This window comes from Desulfitobacterium dehalogenans ATCC 51507, from assembly GCF_000243155.2.
In the GTDB taxonomy this organism is placed as follows: Bacteria; Bacillota; Desulfitobacteriia; order Desulfitobacteriales; family Desulfitobacteriaceae; genus Desulfitobacterium; species Desulfitobacterium dehalogenans.
In genome coordinates this window covers 3,305,107-3,321,028 of record NC_018017.1, presented here as the reverse complement: position 1 = coordinate 3,321,028, position 15,922 = coordinate 3,305,107, and the positions used below count along the sequence as shown (strand labels likewise).

16 protein-coding genes are annotated in these 15,922 nt (G+C 50.5%); 13 read left to right on the top strand and 3 right to left on the bottom strand.

Going from position 1 to position 15,922, the window contains the following annotated elements; translation table 11 throughout:
• Positions 1-104: 104 nt before the first annotated feature.
• Entirely contained in the window at positions 105-1,955 is a 1,851-nt protein-coding gene (locus DESDE_RS16135) for an ASKHA domain-containing protein (RefSeq protein ID WP_014795092.1), read from the top strand.
• 15 nt (positions 1,956-1,970) lie between these two features.
• Positions 1,971-2,681, top strand: coding sequence for a vitamin B12 dependent-methionine synthase activation domain-containing protein (locus tag DESDE_RS16130; protein ID WP_014795091.1), 711 nt, complete (start codon positions 1,971-1,973; stop codon positions 2,679-2,681).
• Between the two features lie 112 nt (positions 2,682-2,793).
• Here DESDE_RS16130 and DESDE_RS16125 read toward each other — a convergent pair whose 3' ends face one another.
• Positions 2,794-3,159: a hypothetical protein gene (locus tag DESDE_RS16125; RefSeq protein ID WP_014795090.1), complete on the bottom strand. Its 366-nt coding sequence runs from the start codon at positions 3,157-3,159 to the stop codon at positions 2,794-2,796.
• Positions 3,160-3,402: 243 nt separating this feature from the next.
• Between DESDE_RS16125 and DESDE_RS16120 the strand changes: the two genes are divergently transcribed.
• The 8 genes from DESDE_RS16120 (at position 3,403) to DESDE_RS16085 (ending at position 8,966) form a co-directional block, all read left to right on the top strand.
• Complete coding sequence (locus DESDE_RS16120; RefSeq protein WP_242831267.1) at positions 3,403-3,966, top strand: rhodanese-like domain-containing protein; 564 nt, start codon at positions 3,403-3,405, stop codon at positions 3,964-3,966.
• Between the two features lie 216 nt (positions 3,967-4,182).
• Positions 4,183-4,902, top strand: coding sequence for a TVP38/TMEM64 family protein (locus tag DESDE_RS16115; RefSeq protein WP_041917422.1), 720 nt, complete (start codon positions 4,183-4,185; stop codon positions 4,900-4,902).
• Positions 4,892-5,557, top strand: coding sequence for a TVP38/TMEM64 family protein (locus DESDE_RS16110; protein ID WP_174270177.1), 666 nt, complete (start codon positions 4,892-4,894; stop codon positions 5,555-5,557). The genes DESDE_RS16115 and DESDE_RS16110 overlap by 11 nt, the downstream gene beginning before the upstream one ends.
• Positions 5,554-6,297, top strand: coding sequence for a heterodisulfide reductase-related iron-sulfur binding cluster (locus DESDE_RS16105; RefSeq protein WP_014795086.1), 744 nt, complete (start codon positions 5,554-5,556; stop codon positions 6,295-6,297). The genes DESDE_RS16110 and DESDE_RS16105 overlap by 4 nt, the downstream gene beginning before the upstream one ends.
• Positions 6,298-6,311: 14 nt before the next feature.
• Entirely contained in the window at positions 6,312-6,644 is a 333-nt protein-coding gene (locus DESDE_RS16100) for an arsenosugar biosynthesis-associated peroxidase-like protein (protein ID WP_014795085.1), read from the top strand.
• A 3-nt stretch (positions 6,645-6,647) separates the two neighbouring features.
• Positions 6,648-7,631 carry an arsenosugar biosynthesis radical SAM (seleno)protein ArsS gene (gene arsS, locus DESDE_RS16095; RefSeq protein ID WP_014795084.1) on the top strand — a complete coding sequence of 328 codons (984 nt, stop codon included), beginning with the start codon at positions 6,648-6,650 and terminating at the stop codon, positions 7,629-7,631.
• Positions 7,628-8,311, top strand: a complete 684-nt coding sequence (locus DESDE_RS16090) for a TIGR04283 family arsenosugar biosynthesis glycosyltransferase (RefSeq protein WP_014795083.1) — start codon at positions 7,628-7,630, stop codon at positions 8,309-8,311. Before arsS ends, DESDE_RS16090 begins: the two co-directional genes overlap by 4 nt.
• A 13-nt stretch (positions 8,312-8,324) precedes the next feature.
• Positions 8,325-8,966: a TIGR04282 family arsenosugar biosynthesis glycosyltransferase gene (locus DESDE_RS16085; protein ID WP_242831266.1), complete on the top strand. Its 642-nt coding sequence runs from the start codon at positions 8,325-8,327 to the stop codon at positions 8,964-8,966.
• 106 nt (positions 8,967-9,072) lie between these two features.
• Here DESDE_RS16085 and DESDE_RS16080 read toward each other — a convergent pair whose 3' ends face one another.
• Together DESDE_RS16080 and DESDE_RS16075 are read right to left on the bottom strand one after the other, a co-directional pair.
• A complete protein-coding gene (locus tag DESDE_RS16080; protein WP_014795081.1) occupies positions 9,073-10,680 on the bottom strand; it encodes a gamma-glutamyltransferase family protein in 1,608 nt (535 codons plus the stop codon).
• 257 nt (positions 10,681-10,937) lie between these two features.
• Positions 10,938-12,167, bottom strand: coding sequence for a solute carrier family 23 protein (locus DESDE_RS16075; protein ID WP_014795080.1), 1,230 nt, complete (start codon positions 12,165-12,167; stop codon positions 10,938-10,940).
• A gap of 359 nt (positions 12,168-12,526) precedes the next feature.
• Here DESDE_RS16075 and DESDE_RS16070 point away from each other — a divergent pair, with 359 nt between their 5' ends.
• The 3 genes from DESDE_RS16070 (at position 12,527) to def (ending at position 15,838) form a co-directional block, all read left to right on the top strand.
• A complete protein-coding gene (locus DESDE_RS16070) occupies positions 12,527-12,847 on the top strand; it encodes a heavy metal-binding domain-containing protein (protein ID WP_014795079.1) in 321 nt (106 codons plus the stop codon).
• A 143-nt stretch (positions 12,848-12,990) separates the two neighbouring features.
• Positions 12,991-15,318 carry a primosomal protein N' gene (gene priA, locus DESDE_RS16065; RefSeq protein ID WP_014795078.1) on the top strand — a complete coding sequence of 776 codons (2,328 nt, stop codon included), beginning with the start codon at positions 12,991-12,993 and terminating at the stop codon, positions 15,316-15,318.
• Positions 15,319-15,385: 67 nt separating this feature from the next.
• A complete protein-coding gene (gene def / locus DESDE_RS16060; RefSeq protein ID WP_014795077.1) occupies positions 15,386-15,838 on the top strand; it encodes a peptide deformylase in 453 nt (150 codons plus the stop codon).
• The last annotated feature ends 84 nt before the right edge of the window (positions 15,839-15,922 follow it).

Sequence of the window (15,922 nt, the reverse complement as noted above, 5' to 3'; positions counted from 1 at the left end):
TGGTAAACCTGATAAGCTGCATCAATCTACGATGCAGTTTTATCTTTACACTATCTGAATGTATAAGTTTTTATCTGTGGGTGCATAGGGAGGAGGCATTGTTCTTGAAAAACCTTAGGATCATATTCCAACCTGGAGCAATCAGCGTACCGGTGACAGCCGGCACCACCATCATGGAAGCCATGAACCAGTCGGGGCTGGGAGAGGATTTCCCTTGCGGAGGAAGGGGAAAATGCGGAAAGTGCCGGGTAAAGGTTATAGAGGGCCTGGAGGATTTCACTGCCATCGATAAAGACCGCCTGACAAGCCAGGAGTTAGACGAAGGCATTCGGCTGGCTTGTATTACAAAAATAAATAGGGATATGATGGTAGAAATTCAAAGTCCCAAACAGTTGCAACACAATATTTTGAGTCATTCTGCGGACAAACAGTTTCATATTCATCCCCATCTATCGAAAGTGTTTTCGGAAATCGCCCAACCCTCTCTCAGTGAGCATAAGTCGGATTGGCAGCGATTAAAGGAAAGCCTGGCAGGGCATGGCTGCAGTGTGCAAGATTTGCAGGCTCCTCTCCCCCTGCTCCGTCAGTTGCCGGAGAGGATCAGGGAGTCGGATAACCGGGTGACGAGCGTAGTTTATGGTTCTCAACTATTGGGGATAGAACCGGGCGATACAGGGTTGACCATGTTGGGGATGGCTTTCGATATCGGGACGACGACGATTGTAGGATATTTGATGGATTTAAATTCAGGCAAAGAGCTTGAAGTCGTATCTACCCTTAATCCTCAGGCTCAATATGGTGGGGATGTCATATCCCGAATAACCTTTGCAGGGAAAGAAGAGAAGGGTCTGGATGCCCTGCATAAGGCGGTAACAGAGGCTATGAACAGGCTTATCGGAGAAGCTGCTGACAAGGTAGGGGCCGGCAGAAATCAAATTTATGGAGTTTCTGTTGCAGCCAATACAACAATACATCACCTTTTCCTGGGTATAAATCCTCGAACCATTGGGATGTCACCCTATGTTTCGGCCATTAACCAGGGACTGGTAGTGGATCCTGCGGACTTGGGACTGGAAATCAATGGCGCCGGTCGGGTTTTCGTCCTACCCAATATTGCAGGATTTGTGGGTGCAGACACTACCGCTGTTTTATTAGCTACAGAGCTGGAAAAAAGTGATCACGTTACCCTCGTGCTAGATATTGGTACGAATGGAGAGATTGTCTTAGGTTCAAAGAACCGGATGGTTGCTTGTTCAGCAGCGGCCGGTCCGGCTTTTGAAGGGGCCCAGATAACAAACGGAATGAGGGGCGCCGATGGAGCTATTGATCATATCTCATTTGGGGACGGTTTGGAATATACCGTCATCGGCAACGGGCGCCCTATAGGAATCTGTGGTTCTGCTCTCCTCGACGGAGTAGCAGGATTTGTAGAATTGGGCATGATCAATAAACGGGGTAAGTTCTTAGAGCCTGAAAAGCTCACAGATCCCAGAGCCCTTAAATTAATGGATAGACTCGTTAAATATGAAGGAGCCTTAGCTTTTCAACTGGTTGAAGCAGGGCAAACCCGACATGGCAGACCGATTATGATTACTCAAAACGATATTCGCGAGCTTCAGCTGGCTAAAGGGGCCATTGCAGCTGGTGTGAGGATTTTGCAGGAGGCCATGGGCATTGAGTGTAATGATATTCAAGAAGTTCTGCTGGCCGGGGCTTTCGGAAATTATCTAAATCCCCATAGTGCGTGTGTCATAGGCTTGATTCCCCGCGAGCTGGAGAACAGGATCAAGACGATCGGCAACGCGGCAGGGAATGGAGCGAAAATCGCCTTGCTTTCTGCACAGGAATTTTCCCGGGCTGAAGATCTTGCCGGGGCGGTTTCCTTTGTTGAACTGGGCAGTTATCCAGGATTTAATACTATTTTTGCGGAGAATACCTACTTTAAGTTGGATTGAGGGGCGGAGGATGATATGGCAGAAACAGGACCCTTTGAGGCTCTGATGCCGGAGGTAACTATAGAAGAACTATTTGCTGCCCAGGGAGCAGACCTGAGCAAACGCTCACCCAAACAGGAAATGGTCGATTTAAATAGGAAACTATTGGAGGAAGCTAAGGGATTTGCAAGGGTAAGAATCATCTGGCAGGAAGTCAAAGTGATCGGTTCGGGGAAGCAGGAACTCTATCTAGAGGACGGACTTACTTTTAAGGGGAGTCTATTACCTAAAGTGCTAGGCTCGGCAGATGGTGTGGTTTTGTTTGCTATGACCATCGGTGAGACTATTGATGAAAGAGTAAAGGACTATACCCATCGAGGTAAAACCTTGGAAGCCTTTATCCTGGATGCAGCCGGATCGGCGATCATGGCCAAAGCGGCCTATCATTCGATCTCCGAAATCGAGAGGCTCTATAAGGAAAAACAGCTTGACACGACGTTTTCCTTAGGGCCGGGACATTCCTACTGGAAAGGACTCGAAGATGTAAGGTCCATTATCGATTACCTGAAAGGGGAGCGGATTGGTATCAGCCTTACAGACTCCAACCTCATGCTTCCCAAAAAATCCATAGCTATGGTTATGGGAGTAGGAAGCAATTTACCGGACTTCAAGGGTAAAATCCATTGCGATTTTTGCCATCTTAAGGGAAATTGTACTATGAGGGAACTAGGTTCCAATAATTGCTGATTGCAGTCGTGTTTATGAGAACCGGTTCGCTGAGAGCTGTTTCTTTTTACTCGTAAAGAGAACCCTGGTCGCTTAATAAGTGGTCAGGGTTCTTCATTCTGGCCAGGTTTAACTAGATGAGGCCGCCTTGTTCGCCAATTTCTTGACGCAGCTGTTCAAACTGCGATTCATCTACAATAGCCGCCAGTAAGATATCTCGGCCGGAAACGGCTGTACCGCCCCCGTCACTCATACCGCTGGCTGAAGTATCTGCTGCGGTCAGAGGACCTACATCGCCGCTTATATCCCCCAGAGTCAAATCGGATAAGCTTCCGATTTGGCCTGTGACCGGATTCATCAGATGATCTGCAGCACCCTCAGGGAATTTATGGATTCTATCGATTTGAACATCTTTAATACCCATGCGTTTAATGTGGTTGGCAATAACTTCAGCCTGTTCTACCGTATTGAAATAAGCCAGAATGTTTCTTTCCGCCATGTTTCAAACTCCTTTCAAAATACCCCGAGTTTTTCAATAAATTTTAGTTTTTCAAAGGTATCATCCGCTGTTCCGGGTATTTCTATTCCCGTTTCTTTTGTTTTTAGCTAAAGATGATGGGGGAGGGAACGCTCCACTTGAACATGGCGGTCTTGGATCTATATAAAAAACCTATAGTGCATTAGTATCTGATAGCAATTTTCAATTTGACGCATCGAAATGTGTGCGATTATAATCGAATGTGTGATAATTGTGAAAATTAAAGAGAATGAAAGAGGAGGAAACTACCCAACTATGAGAAAATTGCTATCCCTAACAATGTGCCTGATCATGGCAATCTCCCTGCTGGCAGGCTGTAGCCAGGCTTCAGCTCCCGTTGGTGGTTCTGCTGCAGGCGGCGGTTCCGTTGCTTCTGACCGTGCAGACGCAGCGATCAATTGGCAGTACAAGACTGCCGACGAGACTAAGGCCATGCTGGATACAAAGGAGAGCGTCATCATTCTGGACAGCCGCCCGGATGACATGTATACGAAAGGCCATATTCCCGGCGCCTACCATGTGCCCAGCTATCCCGTGGATACTCAGGAGCTTGAAAAGGTGTTGAAAGACGCGGTGCCCAATCTCCAGGGTGATGACCCCATCGTGATAGTCTGCAAGACCGGCAATAAGGGGGCTAAACGGGCTATTTCCGTGTTACAGGACGAGGGCATTGCGGCCGAGCGTCTATTTATTCTGGAGGGCGGTGGTGAGGGGTGGAAATTCCCTGAGTATACGTCCACCGTCAACGATTCTGTCGTTCCCAAGTAGGTCGCCTCTGTGGTGACCACACTATTCACCGGCTGGTACATCGTCGATCTTCAGTAGATAAAGACAGAATGGGCAGTGAAGATGTGATTTTTGCAGATGTCCGGAGAGAGAATTCGATGCGGCTAAAGAAGGGCTGCCAGGGGGCTATTGCTCCCCCTGGCAGCCTTTAGCACATTGTGCCCGGCGGAGGTTCTTGCCCACCATAGAAATGAGGTGATGTCAATGAACAAACAAAGACGGCCGAAAAAATATACGAAGTGGATTGTTTTGGCAGCCATTGTCCTGGCGGTAATTGTCTGCCTTATTGTGCCTTCCCTTAGGACCGGGCTTGGCTCAGTCTTCGCCTTGCTTTCCTCAATGGATGTCAACCGGGTAGTAGAGTACATCCGCTCCTTCGGTCTCTGGGCTGCCGCCATTTCCTTCTGCCTGATGATCCTCCAGTCCGTTGCTGCCCCTATTCCTGCCTTCCTGATTACCTTTGCCAACGCCATCATCTTCGGCTGGTGGCAGGGGGCCATACTCTCCTGGTCCAGCGCTATGGCCGGAGCGGCAATCTGCTTTTGGCTTGCCCGACTTCTGGGACGGGATGCGGTGGAAAAGCTGGCCTCCAGGACGGCGCTGAGCAGCGTGGATGTATTTTTCGAGCAGTACGGAAAGCATACTATTCTTATCTGCCGCCTGCTCCCCTTCGTCTCTTTCGATTTGGTGAGCTATGCTGCGGGGCTGACAGGCATGAACTTTTGGGGCTTTTTCCTGGCTACGGGCATCGGGCAGCTTCCAGCCACTATTGTGTACTCCTATGTGGGGGGCATGCTCACCGGAGGGGCCAAACTCTTCGTCACCGCCCTTATGATCCTCTTCGCCCTCACGGTCTTAGTCTACCTGTTCAGGAAAATCTATCATGACCGGAAGAAGAAAGCCGCGGATGGGAAGTAGGAAACCTTGGGCCTTCCTGGGTTTGGTAGCGTTGGTGTTAATCGGCAACTCTATCTTCGGCTGGTCGGAGTATCTGGCTAACCAGGAGGATCTGCCCGTTATGCGGCGCGCTCTGGAGGATAACTTAGCCTTGGCCCTTTTGATCTACGGGGCCCTCACCGTGGCCGGTTGTGTGCTGCTGGCTCTGCCAGGGGTGACCTTTGCTATTGCGGCAGGGTTGCTCTTTGGTCCTGTGTGGGGCACCTTGGCCTGCTGGTTGGCCGTGACCTTGGGCGCCTGCCTGTCTTTTCTGGTAGGGCGCTACTTCCTTAAGGATGCCCTGAAGCCTAAGCTGGCAAAGAACAGATATTTCAACCACCTGCTCTTTACGGGGGCGGGGAGGAGCGATGTATTTTTGCTGGCGATCACCCGGCTGGTACCGGTCTTTCCCTACAATCTGCAAAATTTTGCCTATGGCATCACCGACATTAGATTTCTGCCCTACGCCCTATACTCGGCGCTTTTCATGCTGCCGGGCACTGCGGCCTATACCGTAGGGGCGGCGGGGATGGCCAGTCCGGAGAGGCGGGGCCCCTATCTAATACTCGCTGGGGCATTGCTGGCCGTTGTGCTGGCCACATCTTTCATATTAAAAAAGAAGGGGCTGAAGGAGTGAATACGGGACTGCTCATGACTCTGTTGGAAAAGAGCCATTATCCCTTCCGCAATTACCCTCAAGAGTCCTGTACCACCCTGCTCTTTTCAGGGTGCAGCTTCCCTTCCCAGTTCCCCAGGACTATGGATGCACTGGCGGTGTTGTGCCGGGAGCATGGGGTGGGCGTGGCCTACGATTGCTGCGGCAAGCCGGTGGCGGAGCTGAAGCGGGACGCGGTGCGGATCACGCAAGGCATGACTAAGCGGCTGGAGCGGCTGGGCGTAGGTGAGGTAGTCTGCCTGTGTCCCAACTGCATGGAATATCTCGGTGAAACTCTGGATTTGCCGGTGATTAGTGTCTACGCTCTGCTTTCCCGCTGGGGTTACGCCTGCCAAGGTCTGCCCCCGTCTGGGGTCGTCTTTCGCCCCTGTCCCGATCGGAAGGAGGGGCGTATTCTGGAGGAGATCAGTGAACTGTTGCCTCTGGAGGGCCTGCGTACCATGGAGAGAGTTCCCTGCTGCGGCCTGCGGGGGGATATCGCCATCCATGGCCCGGCGGCGGGAGACAAGCTGTGTGCCTTAGCGAAGGAGCAAGCGGCGGGGGAGACTATTTATACCTACTGTGCTTCTTGCTCCGGACAGTTCCAGCGCCACGGCTGCGGCCAAGTGCGCCATCTCCTCTCCCCCTTGCTGGGAGTAGAGGAGGAGCCGGATGCCGCCCGCGCCCTTTTAAACCGGGCGCGAAGAAAATTCAGGAAATAAAGGAGAAATGCACTATGGCAACCTATTATGAGGCAAAGGATCTGGAGAAATTCGGCACTATGGGGGAGTGTGTCCCCGAGCTATGGGAGAAATTCATGGGCTATTATAGTGCGGTCTTTGCCGAGGGGAACCTGACAGCCAGGGAGAAGTCTCTCATCGCCTTGGCCGTGGCCACAGCTGTCCAGTGCCCCTACTGCATCGACTCCTATACTCAGGACTGCCTGTCCAAGGGGGTCACAGAGGAACAGATGACCGAGGCTATCCATGTGGCCTGCGCTATTCGGGGCGGAGCCAGCCTGGTCCATGGAGTACAGATGAAAAATATCGTGAAGAAATTGGAACTGTAAGCCATGGGTGATGCGAGACTGGAAAGGCTGGACTGCATCCCGGCTTTTGAGACCAAATTTGAGGACAAAGCTCTGATGGATACCGCCGAGCAGCTTTCGGTGCTGCAAATCAACGTAGGAAAGAGGTGTAACCTGGCCTGCAAGCATTGCCACGTGGAGGCCGGACCCAACCGGACCGAGGTGATGAGCCGGGAGGTGATGGAAGCCTGCCTGCGCCTCTTGGATGAGAATTCCTTCGAGACGGTGGACATCACCGGCGGGGCCCCCGAACTCAATCCCCACTTCCGCTGGTTTGTGGGTGAGTGCGCCAAGCGGTGCTCTCATGTTATCGTGCGCACTAACCTGGCCATCCTATTGGAAGAAGGGTATACCGACCTGCCGGGATTCTACAGGGATCACCGCGTGAACGTGGTCTGCTCCCTACCCCATTACACCGCCAAGAGCACCGACCGTATGCGGGGAGATCAGGTCTTCCGACGATCCATCGAGGCCATAAAACGGCTGAATGCGGTGGGCTTCGGCAAAGACCCGGGGTTGGTCCTTGACCTGGTCCATAACCCGGGCGGGGCCTTTCTACCCCCGTCCCAGACCGCTATGGAGGCGGAATACAAGGAACACCTGCTGCGGGAGTACGGGGTGGTCTTCAACCATCTGTTCACCATTACCAATAACCCCATCGGTCGCTTCGGGGCCTTCCTGGAGCGCTCCGGCAACCTGGAGGACTACATGCACAAGCTCCACGGAGCCTTTAACGCCGTAACCCTGGAGGGCATGATGTGCCGCTTCCAGGTGTCAGTGGGGTGGGACGGCAGGCTCTACAATTGCGACTTTAACCAGGCGGCGGATGTTCCTGCGGCAGGCGGCGCCACGATCTTCGACTGGACGGGCAAGCCCATCGCGAAGCACAAAATTCGCTTTGGAAAACACTGCTACGCCTGTACGGCGGGACAGGGCTCCAGCTGCGGTGGAGCTACGGAGAGGGTATGATCTCCGTTATCATCCCGGTTTATAACGAGGTACATGCCCTGCCCAACCTTTTATCCTCCTTGGATAGACTGGAGGGGGAGTATGAGGTGTTGTTTTCCGACGGGGGGAGCACCGACGGTACTTTGGAGCTGCTGGCGGGCCGCCGAATGATAACCGGGGCCAAAGGGCGGGGGGCCCAGTGTAATCGGGCTGCAGCCGAGGCCCAGGGGGATGTGTTTTTCTTTCTCCACTGTGACAGCACCATCCCTTCCGACGCTCTCTTCCACATTCGGGCTGCTGTGGACAGGGGAGCGAGGTGGGGCTGTCTCACCCTTCGGTTTGACGACACCGGTTTTGCCTACCGGTTCGGGGGGTACATGTCCAACCTGCGGGTGCGCTGGGGGCACATCGCCTTCGGAGATCAGGGGATCTTTATGACCCGCGCCCTTTTTGAGCAAGTAGAGGGCTTTCCGGAGCTACCTATTATGGAAGATTATGAGCTCTCCCTGCGGCTGAAGGGAATGAAGGTATTTCCGGTGCAGGTAAAGAGCCGGATAATAACCTCATCCCGGCGTTTCCATGAGGGAGGGGTTTTCCGGGTGACTTGGGACATGCAGCGGTTGCGGGCTATGTACCGCCGGGGCGTGGACATCGGGACCATCAGCCAGGCGTATCGCGATGTGAGGAAAAGCAATGAGTAAAGGTGCGCTGATTTTGTTTACAAGGATTACCGTGCCGGGCAGGGTGAAGACCAGGCTGATGCCCTTTTTAAGCGGAGCGGAATGTGCCGCCCTGCAGAAGGCCATGACCCTGGACACGGCCCATACCCTTTCCACCCTGGACCGGGAACTTTTCATCTTTTACTCGGATGAGGGGCCGGTTGGGCTACTGGATGGACTGCCGGAGAAGGCGCACCTGTATCCTCAGGACGGGGCGGATTTGGGAGAACGGATGTACAATGCCCTGGACACTGTACTGGCCCTCGGTTATAAAAATTGCCTGCTTCTGGGCTCCGATCTGCCCCTCCTCGACGCTGAGGACGTGGAAAAAGCGGGCCGAATGCTGGGGGAAAACGATATTGTATTTTGTCCCTCAACCGATGGAGGGTACTGGCTGGTGGGGATGCACACGCCCTTCCGCCCCGTCTTCCAGGGGCAGCGGTACGGCACCGGCAGCGTTCTGACCGACGCTATGGCCTGCTGCGCTGCGCACGGCTTACGTGTAGGATTGGGGCCGGTCCGGCGGGATTTGGATACGCCGGAGGATCTGGCATGGCTCCAGGCGGTGAAGGCCGCCAATCCACAGGCAAAAGGACGGGTTATGGATTGGCTGCAGGCATGGAAGGCCGGTCGATAAGAATCACTAACCTGGATATGTTGCCATAGGTATTTTTCTATAAATAAGAGTGACATCACGCAAAGACGCAAAAAAGCACGGTGTACCCGTGCTTTCTATCTTAGACTTACCAAGCGGCAACAATGCCATCAGTTCGCGGTTCAGTGGCGCCGAATAATACATTGTTTTCATGACGCCAAATGATCTGTCCTCGTCCAAAGAGCCCGGTATTCGCGCTCCACTCGATCTCATGGCCCATACGGCTGAGGCCATCTCCGATATGAAAGGGGAGGGAACGCTCGACCTGAACATGGCGGTCTTTGACCCAAAGGAAACGTGGGGCATCTAAAGCGGCTTGGGGATTCAAATTAAAGTCGATGGTATTCATAAGAACTTGTACATGTCCTTGGGGTTGCATGAATCCTCCCATGACGCCAAAGGGTCCCACTGCTTTTCCATCTTTGGTGAGGAATCCGGGGATAATCGTATGATAGGGGCGTTTACCTGGTTCTAAGAAATTAACATGGTGTGGATCAAGAGAAAAATTATTTCCTCTATTATGCAAGCTAATGCCTGTTCCGGGAACTACGAGTCCTGATCCGAAATCCATATAATTGCTCTGAATCATGGAAACCATGTTGCCTTCATCATCGGCTGTAGCTAAATAAACTGTTCCCCCTTTAGGTGGGGTGCCCGGCTCTGGGAGAAGGGCAGTCTTGCCGATAAGCTTGCGGCGTTCCATGGCATATCCTTCTGAAAGAAGATCGCTGATTTTAACTTCCATGCTCCGAGGATCTGCTATATATTTTCGTCCATCCATATAAGCCAGTTTAATGGCTTCGATCTGCTTATGATAAGTGTCCAGGGTGTCCTTAGCGGAAAATTCAAATCCTTTAAGAATGTTAAGAGCCATGAGGGCTACTAAGCCATGACCATTAGGGGGAATTTCCCAGACATCATAGCCTCTGTAATTTACATTAATGGGATACACCCAGAGGGGTTGATACTCTTCCAGATCCCTTTTGCGGAGATAGCCGCCGTATTTTTGGGAGAAGGCAACCATCTGATCCGCTAGGTCTCCCTTATAAAAGGCTTGGGCCTTACTTTCAGCAATCTGGGCTAGAGTACGAGCATGGTCAGGGGAACGCCACACCTCGCCGATGAAGGGGGCACGTCCTTGGGGAGCAAAGGTCTTAAACCAGGATTCATACTCTTCCCCCTTGAGATCTTTGGAATATTTCTCGTAAACTATTTGCCAATTCTGACCAAGCACAGGAGAGACAGGATAGCCCTTCTCCGCATAATCTATGGCCGGTTTGAGAACTTCACTCAGAGGCAGCCGGCCAAAGCGTTCCGATAAGGCAGCCCAAGCCGCAGGTGCTCCCGGAACCGTCACGGGAATCCAACCGTATTGGGGCATTTCCTTATGCCCGGCTTTAATGAGATCGTGACCGGAGAGGGAAGCAGCGGCTGTCCCGCTGGCATTCAGTCCATGAAGCTGGCCTTTGGTCCAGACGAGAGCAAAAGCATCGCCGCCGATGCCGTTGGATGTGGGCTCAACCACTGTTAAACAAGCAGCAGTAGCAATGGCCGCATCAATGGCATTTCCGCCCTTTTTAAGGATGTCCAGACCGGCCTGAGCGGCCAGTGCTTGGGAAGTCGCTACCATTCCCCGGTTCGCATAACTTAAGGATCGCTTTGAAGGATAAGGATGATACAAGGGATCGTAAAGCATGATAACCTCCTATTTCTACTATGATTATTACAGGGTAAAGTCTAAGCTCGTTATTCTTAGTGAAAAGGAGCTTATATAGGGGATTGTTGCTTACAGCAAGTTATAGCCCCATCATATCATTGATTAGGAGCTAAGGAAATCCCCTGAGTTTCTTATCATCTGCTGGTGCCGTCAGCAGCATGAAATTCTGAAAGATGAGAAAAAGCACGCCGGCTCAAACCAACGCGCTTTCGTCTTAGTGCTTAATCGTAAATTCCTTAAGCGATTTCTTTTTTATTTTCGGGCGCTTCATCCTTCTCTTCACGGAGAACCAGATTGAGGATAATCCCTGCTAAAGTGGCATAAGCTACACCATGGCTGGAGACTCCGATTCCCACGGCAAAGATGACAGAAGCGATAATTAAGTTCTTGTTCTTAGAGAAATCCACTCGAGCTTCAATCAGGGTGCGAAGACCGGTGACTCCGATCATACCAAAGAGATAAAGGGATACGCCACCCATAACCGCTGTGGGGATGGACATAATCAAAGCCTGAAGAGGATTGACAAAACTCAGGATAATAGCGATAAAGGCTGCTACCCAGATATTGAAAGTGCTATAGACACGGGTGACCGCCAGTACACCGATGTTTTCACCGTAAGTGGTCACCGGAGGGCCGCCTAAGAAGCTGGCGATTCCGGTGGCAAGACCATTACCCAGTAAGACTCGGTTGAATCCTGGCTTCTCGATGGGATCCGAATGGGTGATATTTCCCAGGACAATCATATGACCTAAATCTTCAATAATGGTGACAAAAGCCAGGGGAGCAAACATAAGAAGTGCGGCTTTATCTAAGGCAGGAGCCTGCCAGGTGTCGAAGTTAACCGGGGAGGCAATGATGTCATTAAGAGAAGCCGTCACTCCGGTGAAGTCTACTAAACCGGCAAAGGCAGCGACAATATAGCCGACGACGATTCCGGTGAGAATCGGAATAATCTTTAAGAAACCTTTGGCGTAGATACTCAGAAAAGCGGTAACTGCTAGAGTAAAGATAGCAATATACCAGTTATTGGCGGACATATCAGCAGCTACCGGGGTTAAGCTTAAGCCGATAATAGCGACGACAGGACCGGCGACCACCGGGGGAACGATTTTATGAACCCAGGAACTTCCAAAGTAACTCATAAGTGCAAACAAAAGGACATAAATAATTCCGATGGTAAGGGCGCCGCCCATAGCAGCGGCTAAATTGTTTTGATCCTTAACGAAATAAGTTAAGGAGGCAATGTAAGCAAAGGATGAGCCGAGATAAGCAGGGACTTGACTTTTGGTCAAAAGAAGAAAGACGATGGTTCCAATCCCTGAGGAGAGAAGTGCGATCGCCGGACTTAATCCGGTGAGGAAGGGGACCAGTACTGTGGCTCCGAACATAGCAAAAACATGTTGTAATCCGAGGGGTATCGTTTGGGCAAGAGAGAGTCTTTCATGAATCTGAACTTCTCTAATCATGGATCATCCTCCTTTTAGTTGAAAACAAAAAACCTCTTCCTTGCCCGCAAGCAAGAAAGAGGTGTCCATGCACATAGTTCATGGTACGCCATTTCCTTCTTAGCCTCACGGGACTAATTTAAAGGTCACGGAATATTTACCTTGTTTAGAGCATAGCATAAGTAAAATTAGTTTGGCAAGAGTTTTTTGGGATGATGTTCTTAGAAAGAAGATTAAGTTATTATTTCGTCTATTCTGTAAATTTACAGACGTAAAATAGCGAAACGAAGAGAATATTAGTCCATAAAAAAGCAGGACTCTTTTTCTTTTCAGAGAATTAATTTCTAATTGAGCTGATATAAACTAGGAGGTATGGTTTTATGATTGTCACAACAACCCCTAATATTGATGGTCGCAAGATTCAAAGCTATCATGGAATTGTCACGGGCGAAGCTATTATGGGTGCTAACATAGTGCGGGATGTGTTTGCAAGCATCACTGATATTATTGGCGGCCGTTCAGGAGCCTATGAAGAAAAACTTCATGATGCTCGTGAAATAGCCCTAAAGGAAATGGAACAAAATGCTGCGCGTATGGGAGCCAACGCTGTGGTCGGTGTGGATATCGACTATGAAGTGGTAGGTCAAAGTGGAAGCATGCTTATGGTGAGCGTCTCAGGAACAGCTGTTACCGTGGTGTGAACGAAGCTATAGTTTGGGATTTTGAGGGATGTTGGAAAAGCCGGCATCCCTTTTTGGATTGTGTTCATTGAGTAAGGTTTTAGGTATTTATCAGCTTTTATGATAAAATTAAGACTTAAGAAAGAATTAAGGAGGCGATGAAAGTGCATTATGCAGAAGTACTTGTGGATGTGGCCAATCGTCGCCTCGATCAAGTGTTTCACTATCAGATTCCTGAGGGGATATCTCTCAAAAGAGGGATGAGGGTCCTTGTGCCTTTGCAATATCGTCAAGTCCAAGGAGTAGTGGTCCGACTAACGGAGCAGTTACCCCAGGATATGGTCAACCCAACCCTAAAACCTATTTTGGGGATTGTTGACACGACGAATGTAGTGCCTGAAGACCTTATGGATTTGGCTCTGTGGCTGGCGGAGACGACGATCTGCTCCATCGCCCAAAGCCTTCATACCGTTTGGCCCCTTCTTAAGGGTAAGGTGGAAGAGTATGTCCTTCCCCTTGCCTCGCAAGAGGATGAAGATGTTAAGACTTTAAAAATTCTGGATTCTGAGACCTATCAAGCTTTAGCGGTTCTCTTTCGGTCGCGGAATAAGGCCTTGCCCTTAAGTACTTATCTTAAGCGTTCCGGATTATCCAAGACTCAAGTAGAACAACTGGCCAAGCAAGGCTGGATCAAACTGGAGTCCCGCTTTACATCGGGTGTTCCCCGAAGCGTTCAGACTGCTCTTACTTCCAAAGAGAGGGTTTTTAATGGGGTAGAGGATATAGAATCAATGAACGGTACTCCTCATGAGGCCTATGTCAAATTTGATGCTCACAAAGCGTCGGATTGCCGCTGGGAACTCACTCCGGAACAAGCGAAAGTGTGTGAAAAAGTTACCCGGGCACTAGAAAAACAGCGATATGAAACCCTTCTTTTGCATGGGGTAACCGGCAGCGGAAAGACAGAGGTCTATCAGAGGCTGATTGGGGAAGTATTGGCAAAAGGTGGTTCAGCCATTTTACTGGTTCCTGAGATTTCTTTAACTTCTCAGATCGCCCGCTATTTCCAAGAGCAATTCGGAGAGCAGTTAATTGTACTCCACTCAGGATTACAAGTCGGGGAAAAGGCCAAGGCCTGGCAGGATATTCTCCAGGGTAAAATCAGGGTTGTTATTGGGGCCCGTTCAGCGGTTTTTGCTCCTTTGCCTAATTTGCGCCTGATCATATTGGATGAAGAGCATGAGGGCGCTTACCGCCAAGAGGAAAATCCCAAATACCATGCGCGCAATGTGGCCCGTAAACGGATGGAACAACTTCAGGGAGTGGTACTCTTGGGAAGCGCTACCCCTTCCCTGGAAGCCTATGCCGCAGCTCAGACCGGTAAAGTTCCTTTGCTTGTGATGGAAAATCGGGTCAACCAACGTCCCCTTCCTCCTGTAGAAGTAGTGGATATGCGGGAGGAATTGATTAAAGGGAATCGCAGTATGTTTTCCTTCGCCCTTCAGGACAAATTAAAAAGGACTTTGGAGCGGGGAGAACAGTGCATGTTGTTCTTAAACCGCCGCGGTTACTCTACCTTTGTGGTGTGTCGGGAATGTGGTTATGTGATTCGCTGTCATGACTGTGATATAGCTCTGACTTACCACAGTCAAGGCAATATTATGCGTTGTCATTATTGCAATCATGAAGAGATTCCTCCCCGTACTTGCCCCGAATGCGGCAGTCGCTATATTCGTTTTTTTGGGCAAGGGACTCAGCGGGTGGAAGATGAGATTAAAGGGCTTTACCCTGCAGCACGAATCCTCCGTTTGGATTTTGATACCACCCGATCCAAAGATGCCTATGAGGACATCCTGGGAAAATTCCGCCGGCAGGAGGCGGATATTCTTGTGGGTACGCAAATGATGGCCAAGGGGCTTGATTTTCCTAATGTCACTTTAGTGGGAGTTGTGGCAGCTGATCAAATGCTGAATATGCCGGATTTTCGGGCCAGGGAGAGAACCTTCCAGCTCCTAACCCAAGTGGCCGGTCGGGCCGGCCGCAGTCAAAAGCCCGGGCAGGTTGTAATTCAGACCTACGCCCCCGAAGATAGGGCGATTATTCAAGCCTCGCAGCATAATTTTAAGGGATTCTTTTGGGAAGAGATCGGCTATCGGAAGGCGAGAAATTACCCTCCCTTTACTCATGTCATTCGGGTGACCCTTATTCATGAAAAGGAAGAAAGAGTGGTAAAAGGAGCTCATAGCTTAGCAAGCTGTTTAAAACTAGGAATGGTATCCGACGAAAATGGGAATACTTCCCTAGATATTCTCGGCCCTGCTCCGGCTGTGATGCCTCGCCTTAAAAATCACTTTCGCTGGCAGGTCTCGGTCAAAGGAAAATCGATGGATACATTACGTGAATTCTTGCATGAAGGTGTCCAACGTTTTGCACGAGATTCCATCAGTTCGGGAATTCAACTGAATATCGAAGTGGATCCATTAAGTATGTAAGACACTGTCGAATACTATGGACATGTAATATAATGATGATAAGCGAGAAGAAAGGGGAAATCGTGAAATGGCGATTTATCAGGTTGTAGAAATCGGTTCTGAAGTGTTGCGGGAGAAAGCTGTTCCTGTAAAAGAGATAACACCCAATATTGAAAAGCTTTTAGATAATATGTTGGAGACACTCTATGATGCCAATGGGGTGGGCCTGGCAGCCCCCCAAGTGGGAGTCTCAAAACGTGTCGTCGTCATCGATGTAGGAGAAGGCCCCATGGAATTAATCAATCCTGTCATCATCGAAAAAGAGGGAGAAGACCTTGATGATGAAGGATGCTTAAGCATCCCCGGTGTAACCGGTCAGGTAGCCCGGGCAGCCAAAGTCAAAGTAGAAGCTCTCAATCGCAAGGGAGAACTCCAGGTCATTGAAGGGGAAGGGCTCTTGGCCCGCTGCCTGCAGCATGAAATCGACCATTTGGAAGGGGTACTCTTCGTTGATAAAGCGAAGAAAACCTATCGCAGGTAAATACTCCTTGGAGGATACTGGAGGAGCCTTTCACGCTGCTGATAGTGAATGAAAAGCTTGCTCGGGTCGTGTAGCTTTACGCAC

What these genes read in the sequence shown, in the direction of transcription:
- DESDE_RS16130 (WP_014795091.1), top strand. Translation starts at nt 1,971, where the DNA reads ATGGCAGAAACAGGACCCTTTGAGGCTCTGATGCCGGAGGTAACTATA.
- DESDE_RS16125 (WP_014795090.1), bottom strand. Translation starts at nt 3,159, where the DNA reads ATGGCGGAAAGAAACATTCTGGCTTATTTCAATACGGTAGAACAGGCT.
- DESDE_RS16115 (WP_041917422.1), top strand. Translation starts at nt 4,183, where the DNA reads ATGTCAATGAACAAACAAAGACGGCCGAAAAAATATACGAAGTGGATT.
- DESDE_RS16110 (WP_174270177.1), top strand. Translation starts at nt 4,892, where the DNA reads ATGGGAAGTAGGAAACCTTGGGCCTTCCTGGGTTTGGTAGCGTTGGTG.
- DESDE_RS16100 (WP_014795085.1), top strand. Translation starts at nt 6,312, where the DNA reads ATGGCAACCTATTATGAGGCAAAGGATCTGGAGAAATTCGGCACTATG.
- arsS (WP_014795084.1), top strand. Translation starts at nt 6,648, where the DNA reads ATGGGTGATGCGAGACTGGAAAGGCTGGACTGCATCCCGGCTTTTGAG.
- DESDE_RS16090 (WP_014795083.1), top strand. Translation starts at nt 7,628, where the DNA reads ATGATCTCCGTTATCATCCCGGTTTATAACGAGGTACATGCCCTGCCC.
- DESDE_RS16080 (WP_014795081.1), bottom strand. Translation starts at nt 10,680, where the DNA reads ATGCTTTACGATCCCTTGTATCATCCTTATCCTTCAAAGCGATCCTTA.
- DESDE_RS16075 (WP_014795080.1), bottom strand. Translation starts at nt 12,167, where the DNA reads ATGATTAGAGAAGTTCAGATTCATGAAAGACTCTCTCTTGCCCAAACG.
- DESDE_RS16070 (WP_014795079.1), top strand. Translation starts at nt 12,527, where the DNA reads ATGATTGTCACAACAACCCCTAATATTGATGGTCGCAAGATTCAAAGC.
- def (WP_014795077.1), top strand. Translation starts at nt 15,386, where the DNA reads ATGGCGATTTATCAGGTTGTAGAAATCGGTTCTGAAGTGTTGCGGGAG.